The organism is Mesorhizobium sp. B2-4-18, from assembly GCF_006441385.1.
GTDB lineage: Bacteria > Pseudomonadota > Alphaproteobacteria > Rhizobiales > Rhizobiaceae > Mesorhizobium > Mesorhizobium australicum.
The window spans coordinates 237,933-257,873 of record NZ_VFUW01000002.1 but is presented as its reverse complement, the minus strand read 5'-3'; the positions used below and the strand labels follow the sequence as shown (position 1 = coordinate 257,873).

The 19,941-nt window shown below is 59.9% G+C and carries 19 protein-coding genes and 2 tRNA genes; 14 read left to right on the top strand and 7 right to left on the bottom strand.

Annotated elements, in window-relative coordinates:
• Positions 1–10 precede the first annotated feature (10 nt).
• Positions 11–1,555 (bottom strand): hypothetical protein, encoded by a 1,545-nt coding sequence (locus FJ527_RS04785; RefSeq protein WP_140821956.1) that lies wholly within the window; start codon positions 1,553–1,555, stop codon positions 11–13.
• 331 nt (positions 1,556–1,886) lie between these two features.
• Between FJ527_RS04785 and FJ527_RS04780 the strand changes: the two genes are divergently transcribed.
• From FJ527_RS04780 to FJ527_RS04770, 3 genes are all read left to right on the top strand, one after another.
• Entirely contained in the window at positions 1,887–2,525 is a 639-nt protein-coding gene (locus tag FJ527_RS04780; RefSeq protein WP_140821954.1) for a recombinase family protein, read from the top strand.
• A 168-nt stretch (positions 2,526–2,693) separates the two neighbouring features.
• Positions 2,694–2,891, top strand: a complete 198-nt coding sequence (locus FJ527_RS04775; protein WP_140821952.1) for a hypothetical protein — start codon at positions 2,694–2,696, stop codon at positions 2,889–2,891.
• A gap of 43 nt (positions 2,892–2,934) precedes the next feature.
• Positions 2,935–3,441 (top strand): hypothetical protein, encoded by a 507-nt coding sequence (locus FJ527_RS04770; protein ID WP_140821950.1) that lies wholly within the window; start codon positions 2,935–2,937, stop codon positions 3,439–3,441.
• Between the two features lie 11 nt (positions 3,442–3,452).
• Here the strand turns inward: FJ527_RS04770 and FJ527_RS04765 are convergent, their stop codons facing one another.
• The gene (locus tag FJ527_RS04765) at positions 3,453–4,439 is read right to left on the bottom strand and encodes a hypothetical protein (protein WP_140821948.1); all 987 of its coding nucleotides are present in this window, start codon (positions 4,437–4,439) and stop codon (positions 3,453–3,455) included.
• Positions 4,440–4,761: 322 nt separating this feature from the next.
• Here FJ527_RS04765 and FJ527_RS04760 point away from each other — a divergent pair, with 322 nt between their 5' ends.
• Together FJ527_RS04760 and FJ527_RS04755 are read left to right on the top strand one after the other, a co-directional pair.
• Entirely contained in the window at positions 4,762–4,983 is a 222-nt protein-coding gene (locus tag FJ527_RS04760; RefSeq protein ID WP_140821946.1) for a hypothetical protein, read from the top strand.
• A gap of 34 nt (positions 4,984–5,017) precedes the next feature.
• Positions 5,018–5,230: a hypothetical protein gene (locus FJ527_RS04755; protein WP_140821944.1), complete on the top strand. Its 213-nt coding sequence runs from the start codon at positions 5,018–5,020 to the stop codon at positions 5,228–5,230.
• Here the strand turns inward: FJ527_RS04755 and FJ527_RS04750 are convergent.
• Together FJ527_RS04750 and FJ527_RS04745 are read right to left on the bottom strand one after the other, a co-directional pair.
• The gene (locus FJ527_RS04750; protein WP_140821943.1) at positions 5,212–6,480 is read right to left on the bottom strand and encodes a tyrosine-type recombinase/integrase; all 1,269 of its coding nucleotides are present in this window, start codon (positions 6,478–6,480) and stop codon (positions 5,212–5,214) included. The two genes, FJ527_RS04755 and FJ527_RS04750, sit on opposite strands and share 19 nt — an antisense overlap.
• A gap of 192 nt (positions 6,481–6,672) precedes the next feature.
• Positions 6,673–6,747 (bottom strand) — tRNA-Asn (locus FJ527_RS04745).
• 221 nt (positions 6,748–6,968) lie between these two features.
• Here FJ527_RS04745 and FJ527_RS04740 point away from each other — a divergent pair.
• Positions 6,969–7,229, top strand: a complete 261-nt coding sequence (locus FJ527_RS04740) for a hypothetical protein (protein WP_015317514.1) — start codon at positions 6,969–6,971, stop codon at positions 7,227–7,229.
• Between the two features lie 47 nt (positions 7,230–7,276).
• On the opposite strand, the gene FJ527_RS04735 is transcribed toward FJ527_RS04740, so the two are convergent.
• Positions 7,277–7,528, bottom strand: coding sequence for a hypothetical protein (locus FJ527_RS04735; RefSeq protein WP_140661107.1), 252 nt, complete (start codon positions 7,526–7,528; stop codon positions 7,277–7,279).
• A gap of 217 nt (positions 7,529–7,745) precedes the next feature.
• Here FJ527_RS04735 and FJ527_RS04730 point away from each other — a divergent pair.
• From FJ527_RS04730 to FJ527_RS04695, 8 genes are all read left to right on the top strand, one after another.
• Positions 7,746–7,819, top strand: a tRNA-Cys gene (locus FJ527_RS04730).
• Positions 7,820–7,909: 90 nt separating this feature from the next.
• Positions 7,910–8,578: a protein-L-isoaspartate O-methyltransferase gene (locus tag FJ527_RS04725; protein WP_015317516.1), complete on the top strand. Its 669-nt coding sequence runs from the start codon at positions 7,910–7,912 to the stop codon at positions 8,576–8,578.
• Between the two features lie 180 nt (positions 8,579–8,758).
• Positions 8,759–10,144: a TolC family outer membrane protein gene (locus tag FJ527_RS04720; protein ID WP_015317517.1), complete on the top strand. Its 1,386-nt coding sequence runs from the start codon at positions 8,759–8,761 to the stop codon at positions 10,142–10,144.
• 252 nt (positions 10,145–10,396) lie between these two features.
• Complete coding sequence (locus tag FJ527_RS04715; protein ID WP_140821941.1) at positions 10,397–11,221, top strand: PopZ family protein; 825 nt, start codon at positions 10,397–10,399, stop codon at positions 11,219–11,221.
• A 315-nt stretch (positions 11,222–11,536) separates the two neighbouring features.
• Complete coding sequence (locus FJ527_RS04710) at positions 11,537–14,320, top strand: valine--tRNA ligase (protein WP_140821939.1); 2,784 nt, start codon at positions 11,537–11,539, stop codon at positions 14,318–14,320.
• A gap of 358 nt (positions 14,321–14,678) precedes the next feature.
• Complete coding sequence (locus tag FJ527_RS04705; RefSeq protein WP_140821937.1) at positions 14,679–15,902, top strand: OmpP1/FadL family transporter; 1,224 nt, start codon at positions 14,679–14,681, stop codon at positions 15,900–15,902.
• Positions 15,903–16,191: 289 nt separating this feature from the next.
• Positions 16,192–17,916 (top strand): dihydroxy-acid dehydratase, encoded by a 1,725-nt coding sequence (gene ilvD, locus FJ527_RS04700; RefSeq protein WP_140821935.1) that lies wholly within the window; start codon positions 16,192–16,194, stop codon positions 17,914–17,916.
• Positions 17,903–18,751 (top strand): tetratricopeptide repeat protein, encoded by an 849-nt coding sequence (locus tag FJ527_RS04695; protein ID WP_140616060.1) that lies wholly within the window; start codon positions 17,903–17,905, stop codon positions 18,749–18,751. Before ilvD ends, FJ527_RS04695 begins: the two co-directional genes overlap by 14 nt.
• 23 nt (positions 18,752–18,774) lie before the next feature.
• Here FJ527_RS04695 and FJ527_RS04690 read toward each other — a convergent pair whose 3' ends face one another.
• Both FJ527_RS04690 and xth read right to left on the bottom strand, forming a co-directional pair.
• Positions 18,775–19,092, bottom strand: coding sequence for a hypothetical protein (locus FJ527_RS04690; protein WP_015317523.1), 318 nt, complete (start codon positions 19,090–19,092; stop codon positions 18,775–18,777).
• Positions 19,093–19,142: 50 nt separating this feature from the next.
• On the bottom strand, positions 19,143–19,940 hold the full coding sequence (gene xth, locus FJ527_RS04685; protein WP_015317524.1) for an exodeoxyribonuclease III: 798 nt from the start codon (positions 19,938–19,940) through the stop codon (positions 19,143–19,145).
• Position 19,941 lies beyond the last annotated feature (1 nt).

The following is a 19,941-nucleotide window of genomic DNA, read 5'->3' as shown; positions in this document are numbered from 1 at the left end:
AAAAGCCTACCTATGTCAGCTTCGCCGAAGCCTCGTAATAGAAGAAGACATTCTTGGTTCTAAAGGTGATAGTAGCCCCTTTAGCAAGAGAAAAGTCATCAAACTCCAGCCGTGCTGTCCGGAAGCCAACATAATTGACGCTCGTTATGAATGTATTTGCGGGCGTCAGCTCGAACGCAGTCTGACCAGGAAAGAACCAGCCGTCTTTTAATATTTCAAGCGTCGCTGAAGACGCATCAAGCGCGCAGGTGACCTGGGGCTCAGGAAGAGGCATATCCCACGTATCAATCCAGAACTCGGATGACAAAGGCCGTCCATCATTGTCTGCTTCAACGAAGGCATAATCCATACTCACAATGTTGGACGCCGACCCTCTCGTGTAGCATTCCGTTGATCGAAAGCCATAGACCCCTTGCATGTCGTAGTTTAGATGAACGGCATCTGGAAAGCTGTATCCGCCGCTTTGCGAATTCGAGACCAAAAGCCGACCCTGGTGGGCGAGGGAAGCGATAATTCCACTTCCGTCCAAATGCCCGTCGCCGAATCCGGTACGAAACGCTTGGGTTATGGCAGGCATTTTGGGGAACGCATCCACCGCGAAGTTGAACCCAGCGGGGGCCTCAATCGCTGAAACTACGAGGTCGTCATCGAGAATGACGTCCAGAAGTCGGGTAACGCTCCCATTCTTCACAGCGATAGGGACGTGAATTTGCAGCGTATAGTCTAATGTCATAGGTGCGTTGGACGGAATCTCGTTCTCAAATGAGATGCCGCTTAGATCAAAGAGGTGCGGCTGCCCAAAAGTCTTCCCCCCATCAGTCGACTCTAGGTAGGCACTTTTTAGAAGTTGGCCGTCTCGGGTTTGAGACCTGACAATCACTCGATCCTTTGCAATGACCAGATCAGCGCCTCCAACGACATCCGCTATTGGAAGCGTCGTCTCCGCTCCAGTCGCCAGAGCCATTGGGTCTAAGGGGCGGACGACGACATCTCCGCTCGCGCGTGATTTGTATGCTATGAATCCTATTGTCGGCTGAACAACTGCTGGGAAACCAATCGGCGGTTGGTCGATCGTAAGATAGGGAAAATCAACGTCGGATTGAGGGGTGTCGACTTGTTTGTCGTTAAGATACAGCGTCCCGTCGTCTCTTGCATAAAGCACCAGAGGGGTGCCATCGAATTTTCGCAGTGACAAATGGCATCTTCTGACGGACGGGCTAGGATCGATACAAGTCGTGGAATAGATTTTCCCATTCTTCAACGTGTAAAGATACAAACCATCATCCTGGATGGCCGCGACATAGGTGGTTTCGCGAACCTCATCTCTAACGGCCGCGCGCTGAACGCCTACAAATTGATTAGCGTTCTTCAAGCGGTCCGTCAGCTTCAGCGCTTGGTGAACGCTGGTCTCCAGGACCCAATTCAGCGCCCGCGTCGGACGCGAAAGTGGTTCGGTGTCAAAAATTGTGTCATCAAAAATAGTGGCAGTGGCTAAAGCAAAATGGCCGACATTAGAGTTCGGCGCCTTTTGCTGGTCGCGCGAGCGAAACTGCATAGCAAACCCTCCAACCCGTAGGGAACAGTCTTAAAAATTACAAGTCGAGTCAAGTAGGTCATTTGGCGGAATGTTGAGGCTTCCGCCCGCCATTGGTGCCTATAGTGTGAATGCTGCGATCCTGCGTGCATCGGCGTAGGGTTGGCTTGGATTGCTTGCAAGAGCAGTGCAATAGTCGCCTTCTGTGGAAACGTCGTTGCACGAAAATCGGCTGTGTTAATTAAGTATGCCTTTAGGGGACCGCTTTGTAGACCGGTTCGATAATAACGTTTGACCACTCTAATCGTACCGGTCAATGTGATACCAATCATATCGAACCGGGGTCTCATAAATGTTCGTTCGCGCCTACCTTCGAGCCTCAACCAAAGAACAGGATGCAACCCGCGCCAAGGGCGATCTCGTCGCGTTTGCTGAGGAGCGGGGTCTATCCATCGCGGCTACCTACGTGGAGAACGAAAGCGGTGCGTCGCTAGCGCGTCCTGAGTTGTTTCGGCTGCTGTCGGACTGTCAGCCGGGCGACATTCTTCTGATCGAACAAGTTGATCGCTTGAGCCGACTAGATGCGCAGGATTGGGGTCGGCTTAAGCGTGAGATTTATGATCGCGAGGTTCGCGTTGTTGCCCTAGACTTGGCCACCTCACATATGATGATGGCCAAGGATGCTGACGAATTTTCAAACAGGATGTTTTCTGCTGTGAACTCCATGCTCTTGGATATGCTGGCGGCTGTGGCCCGCAAGGACTACGAGGACCGTCGTCGTAGGCAGGCGCAGGGTATCGAAAAGGCCAAGAGCGAGGGCAAATATCGGGGTCGCCCCGAGGACGAGACACGCAACAAGGCGATCCAAAGTATGCTCACTAGCGGGCAAAGTTGGAGCACCATCATCTCGGCAACGGGATGTTCCCGGTCCACGCTGGCGAGGCTGGCAAAGCGAGTGGCGGGTGAGACTGGCGTCATGCCCCGCGCTTAATTCTGGGCCGCAATTTTTTGCAACCAGTTGCAAGATGTCTCGGCGCGAACCTCCGCCATCCAGTCCCGAGGGAGGGACCGAAAGTTGGGAGATACCCCCGGTACCGCTGGCGGTCGCATTCGGTGTCTGGTTAGATTACCGCTCAATTGATCTTTTGGGGGCAACAGCATGGAATTTGCAGAGCGTGGTGATCGATATATCCAGAGGCAGACGATCACCGATGGGGACGGTAGAACGCATGAGTTCTACGACATCGGTACGGTTATCATCATGAAGGACGGTACCAAGCGCTATAAGCCATCGGCAGAAGCGGGTTTCGATACCCGTGAGAAAGCTGTGGAATGGCTCAATGAGGAGCAACCTTGATGTGTGACTTGCATCGCGGGCGAGCGATTGGAGATCTGACTAGATGGATTTGAGTGCGATTACGAGTGTCATCGGACTTGCGACGACGGCGCTGGGTGCCACCGAAAAAGCCGCCACTACCGCAGAGGTGGTGAAGAAGTTGTTCGCGTCTGACAAGAAGCCAGAGAACAGCGAGGTCCAAGCCCTGCTTAACACGCTCGGAACGCAACTGACCGCAGCGAATATGATGAACGTCGATTTGAGCGACGCGATCAAAGCCCTTAGCCGCGAGTTGAAGAGGGAAGACGATTTCGAGAAGGAAAGGGGGCGATACGAACTCTTCGAGACGCCCGAGCACGACGTGGTGTTCAAACTGAAAGAGGATGCCGCCAACGGTCAGCCCATGCACTTCGCCTGTCCGGTTTGCATGAACCGGGACAAGCTCTTCAGCTACGTCACAGGGGATGGTGACTTTAAGCTTTGCCAGACTGATAAGGCGCACCTTTTCAGGTTCCGCAACTCGCCTATCCGTAGCCGTGTAGCCTTCGGGCGTGACCGGTCTGGCATCTGAAGGACAGAAAATCATTGCCGCGCGCCGCGAAACATCTCTCTGACTTGCGCGCCGATGCGGTCTTCCATCTGGCGAAGCGCTTCCTTGAATTGCGCCATCTCGCGGCGCTCCGCTTCCTTCTTTTTGGTTCGGCGCAGCCATGCCGGGTCCGCTCCATGAACCCTGATCGGTTCTGGGGGGGCGGCCGGAACCGGGGGGCTCTTTCTTTCTTCCGAGGAAGAGTTGGGGCGCTGGCGGTGACGCAACCGGATAGGAGGAGAGTTCTCTTTCACCGGAACCGGTCCATCGGTCCCGGCAGGGGCCGATAGCTTTTTCTCTTCTAGCTGTACTTCTTCCAGCTTTCTTCCTTGTAGCTCATTGGCGATCATGGGTGATTGGGCGAGGGCGATCATGGGTGATTGGGGGGGGCGATCACCGGTGATCGGGGGGCAACCATCGGTGATTGGGGTTGATGCAGTATTTTGCACCGGTCGCGCCCAATCCGAGACCGGTTTAACCTTCTTAGCCTCCTTCACGGCGACAGCGTTTTTGTTCCTCTGTGAGACCTTCGCGCGGGCCGTAGACCTATCTCGTAGGATCGAGAGCGGCGCATCTATCAGCGGCTCCCAGTTGAGGTTGAGCGTGATAAGCAGCTTGTCGCCCTTCCCATAATCGACACCGAGAAGGCCTAGTTCTTTGAGCCGGAGGATTGCGCGTCGTAACGTTGACGAACTACAGCCAACCCTTTGAGCCATAGGCTTGTTATAGAACTTCCAAGTCTCGTGACCGCTGCTAGTGGTCTGGTCAATTACATCGTCAACCACTGACTTCTCTACGCCGTCTAGGATGCCAAGCGGCTTCCAGCACCGTGAATTACGGCGTCGGATGTTCTCTTGATAGAGGGGATCGGTCGGCTTTTTGCGCCAAAGCTCTCGTAGCTCAGGGCTAAGCCAAAGCCGGTCCTCATCGTGGACGGCACCATAGATGGATTGCGGGCGTGAAGGGGCGTTCGAAGACATGGCTTTTGATCCTTTTGAGAGGCGGCGACACGGTGGAGGATCAAAACCACCGTGTCGCCGCCTAGAAACCTAAGCGCGCACAGCTCAATGCGCGCCTTGGTCGAGCGCCCTTTACCTAGCATGGCCCGGCCATTTTTGCCATGGTTTTACAGGTTCTCCTTCGGGAAATAGTTTGCACCCCGTTGCAAAATCCAGAATACCTGTTGACGAAGACAGTGTTGGATAACGAAAAGGCTGTTGGTCCAGATTTTTAACTGGCGTTGTATTTCGACCGAACCGTCATACACTCCGGCGTGATCAGAAACGGAAGGGGATTTTTCCGATGAATTTGATTTTACCGGTTGTGGCGCTCTGGGTCGGCGGCGGCCTGCTCTTCATCAACGGCATCGTCACCAATCGCAACGCCGGCCCGCCCGTGGCGGGAAGCTCTCATGCCGTGGTGGAAGACCTTCGCCGGGGCAGGTCGGCCGCATTGGTCGCGGCGGCGCTGTTCTTGGTGGTCTGGCCGGCTGTCTGGACTGGCGCGCATCTCGTGCGCCGCTGAGTTTGCACCCAGTTTCAAAAAACGTTGCCTAGCCATGCTGCATTCTTCGACCATAGCCGACGACAACGGGTCCATGCTGGCCCGGCTTAAAGCCGCCCACGCGTTCGTTGCGGGGCTTGTGGTCGAAGATGCGGTCTACGCGCCGATCTTCACGCGGCTAGAAGCCGAGATTGCGGCCGAAGAGGCGAGGGGCGATCCTATCGCCCGCGCCCGTGCAATCGTCGCCGCTCAAAGGGCGAAGCTTTGAAGGATGTCGCGCTTGTGCGCCAGCGTCGCGCCTTCGCCGTAGCGTTCCCTGCCCAGCGAATGACCGAACAGGTCGCGCCGGATACGGTCATCGACCTTGGCGGCAATCATCCGGTCTTCAAATGAGTGCCGGAGGCTGTAGAGCACATGTTCCGGTGTCTCTAAGAGGCCATGTTCCCGAAGGTACTTGTTCACCGTGTCGCTGATCTTGTCCTTGAAACGATAGGTCGGAAAGCCTTGCGGGCATTGCTTGAACGCTTCGAGTGACACGCCTACCAGCGGAATAAAACGTTGGCTGACCTTGTTCTTTAGCTGCCGGCCTTCCGGCTCAATCGAGATGTGCGGCACGTCCACGTCAAGTCGGATGTGGTGCGGCATGAGCCCGGCCGCTTCGCCGGGGCGATAGCCGGTATTGATCATGCCAAGCAGGATGCACCGCGCTTCGTTGTTCAAGCTATCCAGTGCGCCGGGGGCAAGCAGCTTGGTCTTGATCCAGTCAACCGAGAAAGGCGGGCGGCTCCGTTCCTTGTCGGCCTTGAAGGTTAGACCGTCCAGCGGCAGGACCAGCCCTAGCCGCTTCATCTTGACCACGGTGCGGAGGATATTGCCGATGTGCTGGAAATCCTTGTTCGCGGTGTCGGGCTGGGCATCACCGGCCGCAATCCGTTCCATCCATGTTTCGCGGAAATCGAGCATGTCGTCGCCCGTAATCTCGGAAAGCTCCTTGTCGCCGATCTCTTCAATCAAGTTGGCGATGGCCCGTTTGCGGGGGTGCTCCCATCGCCTAAGCTGATCCTCGCTCTTGCCTATCGTGTCCTGCTTGGCAAAGCCCCAATAGAGTTCCAGCGCTTTGCTGATCTTGATCCCGGGTGCGAGAGCGCCGCCCAGCACCGCGCGGGCCTCGATATTGGCAGCGTCGCCATTGAGCTTCAGGGCCGACTCGACACGTTCAAGCAGTTTTTCGCGGGGGAGTTGGGCGACACGATCAGCGGGCAGGTAGCTATAGCCACGCACGGCGGCCAATTCCTTTGCCGCTGCAAACCGTCTCTCGGCATCGTCAGTTGCACCGGCAAGGCTGGCCTCCCAACCCTCGACCATATGCGCCCATGCGGTCGGCGCTTTCTGCTCTGCGACGGTTTTCGAGTCGGTATGCAGGCTAATCCATACCTGCTTGCGGGGTTCGATTGGGGCGTAGCGCTTCGGCACGCGGCGGACGATATGGTATGTACGATGCCGTAGGGTTAGGTTCATGAGATGCCCACCAATTCCAGCTAGATACGCTCTATTCGTCAACATACCGATGCCGGCCATGATTGGCAAATTGTTTAGCGGAATGATTAGCAAATTTTGGCGTGAAAGCCGCAGCCCCGGCCCTGCTCGCCGGAATTATGCAGATATTTCAAGGTGTTGTGAGAAAGTCGAGCAAGCTAAAAGAATAGCAATTGGCTCCCCGGGCCGGATTCGAACCAGCGACCAACCGGTTAACAGCCGGTTGCTCTACCACTGAGCTACCGGGGAACGGAGGCTCTTTGAGCAAGTGGCGCAGCCTATAGCAAACCCGTTTCGGCTTTGCAAAGAAGCATTTCGCATTTTTCCGAGACTTTTTCGCTCAGGCGTTTCTCGCAATCGGCCTTGCCCACCCTCATATTAGCCGTCTTGGCGACGAGCGCGGAACCGAAAGGGCGGTCGCGGCTTTCGTAAAAGAGATTGTCGAGCCCTAACACAGGCAGTTCTTCACGATGACGGCAGCGGACGAAAACCCGATACCCGCAAGAAAGATCTCGGTGTTCGGGCGTGAATTCACCATGCCGCAGTCGCGCGGCCTCAGAATCACGATCGGCGTGCTATTGACCCTTGGCGGCATCCTCGGGTTCTTGCCGATCCTCGGCTTCTGGATGGTGCCGCTCGGATTGCTGGTGCTCTCCTACGAAATTGCCATGGTGCGCCGCCACCGGCGCCGCCTGGTCGTCTGGTGGGAGCGGCGACGCCGGCCGAATTGAGCGGCCGATACCGATGCATGTCGCATGGCGGTCGCCTTCGACGAGAATCAATCGTCGCGCTGTTTCTCCGTGTCGGTGCCGGATTCCTCCGAATCCGGTTGCTGGCCTGCTTTCAGATCTTCGCTGATCTCCTTCAGGACGGCTGAAGCCGAGGCCAGGCGCGCCCGGTCGCGGGGTGAAAGCCTGCCGGTGCCTTCTATTCTCAGGCAGTCGATGGCATAGCGCACCAATTCCTCGCATCCCAGTAGCGGCACGCTTTCGGTTTCGTGCGTTTCGTCCTTCGGTTTGGCCAGGGCCATGATGCAGTCCTCCCTGTTTCTCAACGCAAGCCGGTGCGCGGAGTTTCGCTCGATCATTTGCCATGCTTAACGGATTGCCAATGTGAGTGGGCGGCTCCGACGGCGATCTAACAGGGCGCGGAGCCGGCGCAAGGAAACCGTTTTGGAATGCGCGTGGCCGCTTGACGGCATTTTCGCCGCAACCTATTGGAACCGGGTGGAACGCCGGGAGCAATGAGGCCTCGTGGCGGAGTGGTTACGCAGAGGACTGCAAATCCTTGCACCCCGGTTCGATTCCGGGCGAGGCCTCCAATACCCGGGCTCCAGCGCGTCAGCGCCGGAGCCTGAAGTTCCGGTCGAAATGAACCGCGATTCTGGCGCGGCAAGCAGATTGGTTGGAACATGAGCGCTGATTTTTCCGAACTTCGCGTCAAGATGGTCGATGGTCAGGTTCGCACCACCGACGTGACCAGCGCGCCGCTGCTCGACGCGATGCTTTCCGTGCCGCGCGAGGTTTTCGTCGGCGATCGCCAGCGCGATCTGGCCTATATCGACGAGGACATCCGCATCGCCGACAGCGCCGATGGCCCGCGTTACCTGATGGAAGCTTCGCCACTGGCCAAGCTGATGCAACTGGCCGAGATCAACCCGACCGACTCGGCGCTCGATGTCGGTTGCGGCACCGGTTATGCCTCGGCCATCCTGTCGCGCCTGGCGAGATCCGTCGTGGCGCTCGAAAGCGATTCGGCACTGGCGCAAACCGCCGCGTCGACCCTGTCCGGGCTTGGCTGCGGCAATGTGACCGTGGTTCAGGGCGCCCTGGCGCAAGGCCATGCCGCGAAGGCGCCTTACGAGGTCATCTTCATCGGCGGCAGTGTCAGCAAAGTGCCGTCGGCGCTGCTCGACCAGCTCGCCGAAGGCGGCCGCCTGGTGGCGGTCGAGGGCCAGGGCAATTCAGGCGTGGCGCGACTTTTTGTCAAAGCCGGGGGGGTTGTAACCGGGAGAAGGGCGTTTAATGCGGCAATTAAGCCACTACCCGGGTTCGAACGTGAGCATGCTTTCGAATTCTGAATGATTTGCCTTGCAGCAAAGACCTTGTCATGGTCGCTTGCATTTGAACGATCGTTGCTGATCCCAGACTGGGGGCACTTTGGGCTGAGCGACAGGGAACATAAACACGCCACGCCGCCTGCTCTGGAAGGAGAAGCCGGCGCGGCGCGGTTCCCATGGAAAACGAATGAGGGATACACCGTGCCGTCAGTACGCAAGTCACTTTTCACCGCCGTCCTTGTTTCGGCGACCGCGCTATCCCCACTGGCTGCTTCGGCTGAAACCATCACCGGCGCGCTTTCAAAAGCCTATCAGTACAATTCCACGCTGAATGCATCGCGCGCCGGCGTGCGTGTAACCGACGAGAGTGTGGCCATCGCCAAGTCGGGCTGGCGCCCGACGGTTACAGGTTCAGCCAACATCGATTATACGAACACGCGCCGGGCAAATGGCGGCGGCAGTTCGAAGCTGACAAGCGGCAGCTACGGCATTCAGATCAATCAATCGCTGTTCGACGGGTTTCAGACGAGGAACAATGTCGCGGCCGCCGAATCCCAGGTCAAGGCGTCGGTGGAAAGCCTGCGCAATACCGAGGAAAACACGCTGTTCAACGCGGCCATGGCCTATATGGACGTGATTCGCGACCGGCAGATCGCGGTGCTGACCGAGCAGAACCTGCAGTTCCTGAGCGAGCAGGCGCGCGCCGCGCGCTCGCGCTTCGAAGTCGGCGAAGGTACGCGCACCGATGTCGCGCAGGCCGATGCCTCACGAGCGTCCGCGGTGGCATCGCTGAGCGCGGCCCGCGCACAGGCGCTGGCCAGCGCTGCGACCTATCACCAGGTCGTCGGTGACGAGCCTGGCAAGCTCAGGCCCGCTTCGCCATTGGGCCGGTTGCTGCCGTCGAGCCTCGACGCGGCGATCGCCGTCGGCTCGGCCGAACACCCGGCCATCCTTGCCACTCAGCATCTGGTCGACGCCGCAGCGTTTTCAGTCAAATCGGCTGAAGGCGCGCTGTTGCCGCAGCTGTCGGCTTCGGCCGGCGTTTCGGAAGATTACCGCAAGTCCATTCCCGACATCACCGGTTCCAACGGCAATTCGACCTCGGCCAATATCGGCGCGACGCTGACCATTCCAATCTATTCCGGCGGCCGGACGTCGGCGGTCGTGCGGCAGAACAAGGAATCGCTGGGGCAAGCACGCATCCAGGTCGACGTTACCCGCGACCAGGTGCGCCAGGCCATCGCCACGGCATGGTCGCAATACACCGCCGCGCAGCAAAGCGTATCCGCCAACAGGCAGGTTATCGACGCCGCACAATTGGCGCTGAACGGCGTCATCGAGGAACGCAATGTCGGCCAGCGCACGACGCTTGACGTGCTCAATGCGCAGGCCACCGTGATTACCGCCAAGATCAACCAGGCCAATTCCGAACACGACGTTGTCGTGGCGAGCTATGCCATCCTTCAGGCGATTGGCCGCTTGTCTGTCGACCGGCTTGCGCTGCAGGTGACGAAGTATAGGCCCGAAGAGCACTACAATGCCGTCAAGGACAAGTGGATCGGCCTGCGCACGCCGGACGGCCGCTAGGCCGTTCGCTCGATCGGCGTTTTCTGGCTAGGATTCGATCGACACCGTTGGACCATCGTTGTCCTTTGGCCGGTGGCTGACGGGACCGTCACACGGCTTTGGCGGATTTGCTCTAATCTGTTGAAATCCCACATGTCCCCAGATTGGGGATTCTCGTGCGGCGATCCGTCGGTTACGCTGTCGCCATGATTCGAATCCGGCTTTTGCCGGAGCGGAAATCTGCAACGGGTCACAAGGGCGGCGGATGTGACGATGGCAACGGCAAGCAGCGCACAGCGCGAACCTTCCATGGAAGAGATACTGGCTTCCATCAGGAGGATCATCGAAGACAGCGACAATGGCCGCAAGCAGCCCGGCGAGGCCGACGAATTGCAGCAGGACCTGGAGCCGGCAGCGAGCACTGTCGCGGCCGCCGACATCGATGCGTTCCGCGCCGAACTGCATGCCGCTCCCGAGGTCAGGAAGCCGGTCGCTGTGACCGAAACAATCCAGGCGCAGCCGGCGATTGCGCGCATGGACGCGCCGCCGCGTGCCGGTCCGGTTCCGGGCAGGACGCCGATGACACTGGCCGAGGTCAGCGCCCGGGTTGCCGCCGAGCCTGCCGACGACGCGCCAGCGGCTCCCGCGGAGGTTGCGACAAGTCAAGCCATCGTCGCCGATTGGCGGCGCGAGATCGCGGCGGTTGGCGAGCAAGCCAAGGCGATGCCGGACCGGGGCGTCCGCAGGCCAGCGGCACAGCCGGAGGTTTCGGCAAGCAAACCAGTGGCGGCGGAACCTACGATCGACCCGGCTCCTTCAATTGATGCTCCAACGGGTACGGGTGAGGCGCGCGCGGCGGCGAACGAAACGCCCGCGGTGCGTCCCGCGATTCTATCCGAACATACCGGCCGCCAGGTCGCGGCCGCCTTCGGCGAACTGTCCGACGCTTTTGCCAGCCGCAGCAAGAAGACATTCGACGAGATGGCCGAAGAAATGCTGCGTCCGATGCTGCAGGATTGGCTGGACAACAATCTGCCGACGCTGGTCGAAAGGCTGGTGCGCGAAGAGATCGAGCGCGTGGCACGCGGAGCGCAATAACGTCCAGGCTAGCATCCCGAGAAACGCCGCCGCCGAGGCGGCGTTTCTCGTTGTGGCTGGATCAGTCACTGGTTGCCGAACTGGCGAAGGCGAGCAGGTTGCCGTCGGAGTCGCTGACAATGAAGGTGCGCGAGCCCCGGGGTCTGGGTCCAGCGATCCATTGGCGTCAAGACGCCCACGGCCCGTCCGTTGAAATGAATAGGCCGACGCCTATCTGCTTGTGATGAGCCCAGCCGTCCCTCGCGGTTGACTTGGCCAAGACCTTCCGATTTACACCGAACCAGCAAAATTCCCGACAGCGCGGACCGTTTTCCCATGCTTGAAAAGACCTACGACGCAAAAACCGTCGAGCCGAAGATCGCCAAGGTGTGGGAGGAAGCCGACGCGTTTCGCGCCGGCGCTGGGGCAGAGGAGGGGGCCGAGGCCTTCACCATCGTTATTCCGCCGCCCAACGTCACCGGCTCGCTGCATATGGGCCATGCGCTCAACAACACGCTGCAGGACATTCTGGTCCGCTTCGAGCGCATGCGCGGCAAGAACGTCTTGTGGCAGCCCGGCATGGATCATGCCGGCATCGCCACGCAGATGGTGGTCGAGCGGCAATTGATGGAGAAGCAGATCCACCGCCGCGATCTCAGCCGCGAGGAATTCATCGAGAAAGTGTGGGAGTGGAAGGCCGAATCGGGCGGCGCGATCTTCAACCAGCTGAAACGTCTCGGCGCTTCCGCCGACTGGTCGCGCGAACGCTTCACCATGGATGAAGGCCTGTCCAAGGCCGTGCTCGAAGTCTTCGTCACGCTGTACAAGGAAGGGCTGATCTACAAGGACAAGCGCCTTGTGAACTGGGACCCGAAACTGTTGACCGCGATCTCCGATCTCGAGGTCGAGCAGCAGGAGGTCAACGGCAACCTCTGGCATTTCCGCTATCCGGTCGAAGGCGTGACGTTCGATCCCGAGAATCCAAAAACCTTCGTTATCGTGGCGACGACTCGTCCCGAGACAATGCTGGGCGACACGGCTGTCGCGGTGAATCCAGAGGACGACCGGTTCCGGCATCTCGTCGGCAAGAATGTCGTCCTGCCGATCGTCGGGCGCAAGATCCCTGTCGTGGCCGACGAGTATTCCGATCCGGAAAAGGGGTCCGGAGCGGTCAAGATCACGCCGGCGCATGATTTCAACGACTTCGAGGTCGGCAAGCGCCACAAGCTGGCGGCGATCAACATCCTGACCGTCGAAGCGGCCATCAAGCTCAGGGACAATGAGGACTTCCTCGCCGGCGTCGAGGTGACGCCGGAGCGCCAGGCCGTCTGGGACGAGCTCGACGGCCTCGACCGTTTCGTTGCGCGCAAGAAGATCGTCGAGCTGATGGAGGCCGGCGGCTTCCTCGACAAGGTCGAGCCGCACCGCCATGCGGTGCCGCATGGCGACCGCGGCGGCGTGCCGATCGAACCGTTCCTGACCGAGCAGTGGTACGCCAATGCGGCGGAACTCGCCAAGCCGGCGATCGCCTCGGTGCGCGAGGGGCGCACCAAAATCATCCCCAACAGCTGGGACAAGACCTACTTCCAGTGGATGGAGAATATCGAACCCTGGTGTATTTCGCGCCAGCTCTGGTGGGGTCACCAGATTCCGGCCTGGTACGGGCCAGATGGGCGTGTCTTCGTCGAGAAGACCGAGGAAGAGGCGCTGAGCGCCGCCATCGAATATTATCTGGCGCTGGAAGGGCCGTGGAAGGCCTGGGTCGAGGACAAGCTCGAGAACTTCAAGCCGGGCGAGATCCTGACCCGCGACGAGGATGTGCTCGACACCTGGTTCTCGTCGGCGCTGTGGCCTTTCTCGACGCTGGGCTGGCCGGAGCAGACGCCGGAGCTGAAGACCTATTATCAGACCGATGTGCTGGTGACCGGCTTCGATCTTATCTTCTTCTGGGTCGCCCGCATGATGATGATGGGCCTCCACTTCATGGGCGAGGAGCCGTTCCACACCGTTTATATGCATGCGCTGGTGCGCGACAAGAACGGCGCCAAGATGTCGAAGTCGAAAGGCAACGTCATCGATCCGCTCGACCTTATCGACGAATATGGCGCCGATGCGCTGCGTTTCACCCTGACGGTGATGGCGGCACAGGGGCGCGACGTGAAGCTCGATCCGGCGCGTATCGCCGGCTACCGCAATTTCGGTACCAAGCTGTGGAACGCGACGCGCTTCGCCGAGATGAATGAGGTCGCCCGCAACGACGATTTTTGGCTGAACGACGCCAAGCTGGCGGTCAACCGCTGGATCCTGACCGAACTGACACGCGCCGCGCGCGAGGTCACCGACGGCATCACCTCGTATCGCTTCAACGAGGCGGCTGGAGCCGCCTACCGCTTCGTCTGGAACCTGTTCTGCGACTGGTATCTGGAACTGTTGAAGCCGGTGTTCATGGGCTCGGACGAGGCCGCCAAGGCCGAAAGCCGCGCCTGCGTCGCCTTCGTGCTCGACGAGATCTACAAGCTCCTGCATCCGATGATGCCGTTCATGACCGAGGAGCTCTGGGCGCAGACGGCGGGCGAGGGCAGGGAGCGGGGCTCGCTGCTGTGCCATGCCGCATGGCCGTCGCCGGATTTCGAGGACCATGAAGCGGCTGGCGACATCAACTGGCTGGTCGATCTCGTCTCCGGCATCCGCTCGGTGCGCTCGGAGATGAACGTGCCGCCGGCAGCCATTGCACCACTGGTGGTCGTCGGCGCCAACGATGTGACGCGCGAGCGGCTGGTTCGCGAGGAGTCAGCGATCAAACGGCTGGCGCGTGTCGGCGACATCTCGCTCGCCGATGCGGCACCCAAGGGGTCGGCACAGATCGTGCTCAACGAGGCGACGATCTGCCTGCCGCTGGGCAGCCTGATCGACCTCGCCGCGGAGGCCGCGCGGCTGCAGAAGGAACTGGCCAAGGTCACCGAGGAAATCGCGCGCCTGCACAAGAAACTGTCGAACGAGAAGTTCGTCGCCAGCGCGCCGGCCGAGATCGTCGAAGGCGAGCGGGAAAAGCTCGTCGAATATCGCGCCGCGCAGGACAAGCTTTCGGTGGCGTTGACCAGGGTTCGTGACGCCGGCTGAAAGGCAGATTCGCGAGACTTTAGCACCCTCTAAAATGGGTAGTCTTTTGCCTCGAAAATCGGCATTCCGTTGCGTTAATGTTGACGTAAACGGAAGTTTTTGCCCCATTGTTGCCATAATGTAACAATGGGGCCGAAGACCCCTTAAATCGGCTTTTTTTGGGCCTTTCTGGCCGTTTTTTTCCTATTTTGGGAAAGGCAACCTCGCCAAAGGCCCTTTTTTGGCGCCGCGGCATCCGCTCGCATTTTGTCCAAAATACGTTGCGGGAACATGTACATGTACGCCCATCAATTCGTTGTTGCACCGTTAACCTGAATTGGTTCTAGCTTGATGCACTGGTTATTCGGGGAGGACATCCATGAACAATTTGCGTCTGAAAGCACTGCTGGGAGCAGGATGCTTTTCGCTGGCTTTGGCGGGCTCGGTTATCCATCCGGCGCATGCGGGCGGCCTGGAGCGCGGCGGCTACGACATCGACCTGTTGTTCGATCCGGCGCCGTTCGCGACTGAAGCCGAAGCGACCTATGTGATGCCGGATCGCAAGTACAAGAATGCGACGGGTCCGGGTGGCTTCAATTTTCTCGGTTCGACGGCGGATGGCGCCGAGGGCTATTGGGTACCCCGTATCGGGGCGAAGGTGCACGTCGTGCAGGGAGTCGACTGCATGGTCGACTATTCACAGCCGTGGGGTGCCCACACAGCGCCTGGTACGTCTTGGAATGGCGCGTTTTCCAACGTCGAAACGGATATCAAGAGCAATAACTACGCTGGTACCTGCTCCTACAAGTTCGATGTCGGCAAGGGCCAACTCCGTTTTATCGGCGGCGTGTTCTACCAGGATATTTCAGGCTTCAAGGAGAGCCTGGTTGGTTTCAATCCAATTGGGCCGTCACCGATTGGCCGCGTCGACCTGGAGGCCAATGGATGGGGCTGGCGAGCCGGCGTTGCATACGAAATCCCCGATATCGCTCTTCGCGCGAGCTTGGTCTACAATTCCCAGGTCAAACTTGACAACATCACCGGCACACTCACGACGCCACTTGGGTCTGAGCCGATTTATGGCTCGACGCAATACATGCCAGACTCGTTGGAGTTGAAACTTCAGTCTGGCATCGCACCCGGCTGGCTTGCCTTCGGCTCGATCAAGTGGGTCAATTGGAGTGTGCTGCAAAGCGTTCCGATCTGCCCGACTCGTTTTGTTCCATCCGCGTCTTGCTTTACCGGTTCCCCGGGTGCAGTCACCTCACTCGACCTGATGTATCGCGACGGCTGGACCGTCACCGGCGGTGTCGGTCACAAGTTTAACGATCAGTGGAGCGCTGCCGGTCAGCTTTCCTGGGATCGTGGCACCTCGCATGGTTACGGCGCGCAGACCGATACTTGGACGCTGGGCGGCGGCGTTGCTTATACGCCTCGGCCTAATATCGAAGTACGTCTGGCGGGTGCGGTTGGCGTCCTGACCAGCGGCCATTCCGGCACGTTGGCTGGAGAGAACGGCTACGTTGCTGGCGAAGACGCCAGCTACGACTTCGGCAACGATCTGGTCACGGCGCTATCGGGTGGAATCAAGATCAAGTTCTAAATCTCTGAAAACTATAATAAAAGGCCGGGCATTGCCCGGCCTTTTCGTTTGAGCCGGGTTTATCGGCGGCGCCGTCATCCAAGCTGCGTTGTATATAAGCCGCACTGTGGCCGCCTCGTGCGATTGTGATGTTTTGGCAACACTCCCTGAACAACCCCTGCGCTGGAAGTCAGGTCGAGGAAATTGCCCATTTCCCGCCATAAACCCGGCGCACCTCGATCTTGTCTCGGGACACGCGCCAAAAGGCTCGGCGATGGGACAGGCCGCACTGCCCGCGGCAAGGAAGAGAATGGACGCCAAGGTCATCTCAAAAGCTAAGCTCCCTAGCCGCCATGTGACTGTCGGTCCGGCGCGTGCGCCGCACCGGTCCTATCTCTATGCCATGGGCCTCTCGGCGGCCGAGATCGCGCAGCCGCTGGTCGGCGTCGCCTCCTGCTGGAACGAAGCGGCACCCTGCAACATTTCGCTGATGCGGCAGGCGCAGGTGGTCAAGAAGGGCGTGGCCGCCGCCAACGGCACGCCGCGCGAATTCTGCACCATCACCGTCACCGACGGCATCGCCATGGGCCACCAGGGCATGAAGTCGTCGCTGGTGTCGCGCGAGGTCATCGCCGATTCGGTCGAGCTCACCATGCGCGGCCATTGCTACGATGCGCTGGTCGGGCTCGCCGGCTGCGACAAGTCGCTGCCCGGCATGATGATGGCCATGGTGCGGCTCAACGTGCCGTCGATCTTCATTTATGGCGGTTCGATCCTGCCCGGCAGCTATCGCGGTCGTCAGATCACCGTGCAGGATGTGTTTGAAGCGGTCGGCCAGCATTCGGTCGGCACGATCGGCGATGCCGAGTTGCTTGAAATAGAACAGGTGGCCTGTCCATCGGCCGGTTCCTGCGGCGCCCAGTTCACCGCCAACACCATGGCCACGGTCGCCGAGGCGATCGGCCTCGCGCTGCCTTATTCCTGCGGCGCGCCGGCGCCTTACGAAATGCGCGACCGCTTCAATTTCGCTTCCGGCGAAAAAATCATGGAGCTGATCGCCAAAAACATCCGTCCGCGCGACATCGTCACGTTGAAGGCGCTGGAAAACGCCGCGACCGTGGTTTCGGCCACCGGTGGCTCGACCAATGCGGCACTGCACCTGCCGGCGATCGCGCATGAGGCGGGGATCAAGTTCGACCTGTTCGACGTGGCGCGCATCTTCGAGAAGACGCCTTATATCGCCGACCTCAAGCCGGGCGGCAAATATGTCGCCAAGGACATGTTCGAGGCCGGCGGCATTCCGCTGCTGATGAAGACGCTGCTCGACCATGGCTATCTGCATGGCGATTGCCTGACGGTCACTGGCCGCACTTTGGCCGAAAATATGGAGCACGTTGCCTGGAATGAACACCAGGATGTGGTCCGCCCGGCCGACAGACCAATTACCCAAACCGGTGGTGTCGTGGGCTTGAAGGGAAACTTAGCCCCCGAAGGCGCGATCGTGAAGGTCGCGGGCATGGCGGAGTTGAAGTTCTCCGGTCCGGCGCGCTGCTTCGATTCGGAAGAGGAATGTTTCGAAGCGGTGACGCATCGCAACTACCGGGAAGGCGAGGTTCTGGTCATCCGCTATGAGGGACCGCGCGGCGGCCCTGGCATGCGCGAGATGCTGTCGACGACGGCGGCACTCTACGGCCAGGGCATGGGCGGCAAGGTGGCACTGATCACCGACGGTCGCTTCTCGGGCGCGACACGCGGCTTCTGCATCGGCCATGTCGGGCCGGAAGCTGCGGTCGGTGGTCCGATCGGTCTCGTCAAGGATGGCGACGTGATCACGATCGACGCGGTGAAGGGCGCGATCGAGGTGGCGCTGTCCGATAGCGAGCTGGCAGCTCGGGCGAAGACATGGAAGGCGCGTACGACCGACTATCAGTCGGGCGCGATATGGAAATACGCACAGACGGTAGGGTCCGCCAGGGATGGCGCGGTCACCCATCCGGGCGGTGCGAAAGAAACACACTGCTATGCGGATATCTGAGTTGTTGAAGTCAACACCAGAGTTGCTGAGGTCATCTGTCCTTCCGGCACTGGTCGCGGTTGCGATCTTTGGCGCCGTGGGCCAGGCCATGGCTTTCGACGACAAGGTGTTCGACGACAAGACCGGGGTGAAGCCGCAGTCGAGTCCCTGGGCGGTGTTCCAGTTCGGCTTCTCCGCCTACAAGAACGGCCACAAGGAACAGGCGGCCGAGGCCTATAAATACGCCGCCGAAAACGGCCAGATCGGCGCCACCTGGAAACTTGCGCGCATGTATGCCGAAGGCGACGGCGTGGCCCGCGACGATTATGAGGCATTCAAGTTCTTCTCGGAGATCGTCGACCAGGACGTCGAGCCCGGCTCTCCGGAAGAAAGCTACGTCTCCGACGCGCTGGTGGCGCTGGGCGACTATCTGCGCAAGGGCATTCCCGGCAGCCCGGTCAGCGAGAACGAGGTGGCGGCGCAGGAATACTACATGCGCGCCGCCGCCAATTACCGCAATCCGAACGCCCAGTTCGAGATGGGGCAGATGTTCCTGAAGGGTGAAGGCGGCGTGAAGGCCAGCGTCAAGCAGGCCGGGCGCTGGTTCCAGCTCGCCGCCGAGAAGGGCCATGCCGGCGCGCAGGCGACGCTTGGCCACCTGTTGTTCCAGAGCGGCAAGGTCGTGCGCGGCCTGGCGATGATGACAGCGGCCCTCGAGCGTGCTTCCCCGGCCGATCAGCCCTGGATTCGCGGCATGCAGGAAGAGGCCTTCGCCGCTGCCGGCGAAGCCGACCGTCGCACCGCGATCTCACTGGCCGACGATATCCTGACCAAGGGCAGCAACGTCGATCAGTAAGGTTCTTTCGAGGAACCAGAAAATCAGTTTTCGGTTGGTTCGGTCGGCACCATGCTTGGCGCGGGTGTGGAGATCGGCGTGACGTGCAGGTGCGGCGCCATCGTGTTTGCGGGGCAGCTATCGCCGACCTTTGTCCACGATGTGTTGTTGAGCACCATGTCGCAGCGAGCCAAATGACTCTGATCGGCGACCGTCAGGCAGGCGACCTGGCCGACCGGATAGGATTTTCCATTGGCAAGACATTCCTGCGCGGCGAAGGCCGGCACGATCGCGGCCGTGGCGAGTGCCAAGCCGATCGGACAAAGAGCAAATCGAATGGTCATGGGAACCCCGGCCGCCATGATGATCTCCCATCATGCGTCGGAATGTGGCGATATGAGGGTTTCTCTGGTTATCCGGCCGGCTGCAGCGCGAGGTTGATCGCTACCGGGACGTGATCGGACGGTTTTTCCCAGGCGCGCACATGTTTTTCGATCGAAGCCGATGAGAACCGGTTTGCGGCTTCCGGCGACAACAGCAGATGGTCGATGCGGATGCCGTTGTTCTTCTGCCACGCGCCGGCCTGATAATCCCAGAATGTGTAGGTATCAGGCGCATCGGTGACCGCGCGCACCGCTTCGGTGAAGCCGAGGTTCAGCAGCCGGCGGAAAGCCTGCCGCGTCCGCGGCTGGAACAGCGCGTCGCCCAGCCAGTTCTCCGGAAACCGCGCGTCGATGGGCTCGGGGATGACATTGTAGTCGCCGGCCAGCACCAACGCCTCTTCCAGCCTCAGGCGCTCCTGCGCCCACCGCTCCAGCCGCGCCATCCACGACAGCTTGTAGGGGAACTTCTTCTCGTCATCGATCGGGTTGCCGTTGGGCAGATAGAGCGAGGCGACACGAAGTGCGCCCTTGTCGGTGGAAAAAACACCCTCGATGAAACGGGCCTGCTCGTCGATGTCGTCGCCCGGCAGGCCCCTGATGACCTCGTCGAAAGGAAGCTTCGACAGCAGGGCGACACCGTTGAAGCCCTTCTGGCCATGGGTTTCGACATTATAGCCAAGCGCCTCGATCTCGGCACGCGGGAACTGCTCGTCGACCGTCTTGATCTCCTGCAGGCAGACGATGTCGGGCGCGCTCTCGGTCAGCCAATGGGTAAGGTTGCCGATGCGGGCGCGCACGCCGTTGATGTTCCAGGTGACGATTTTCATG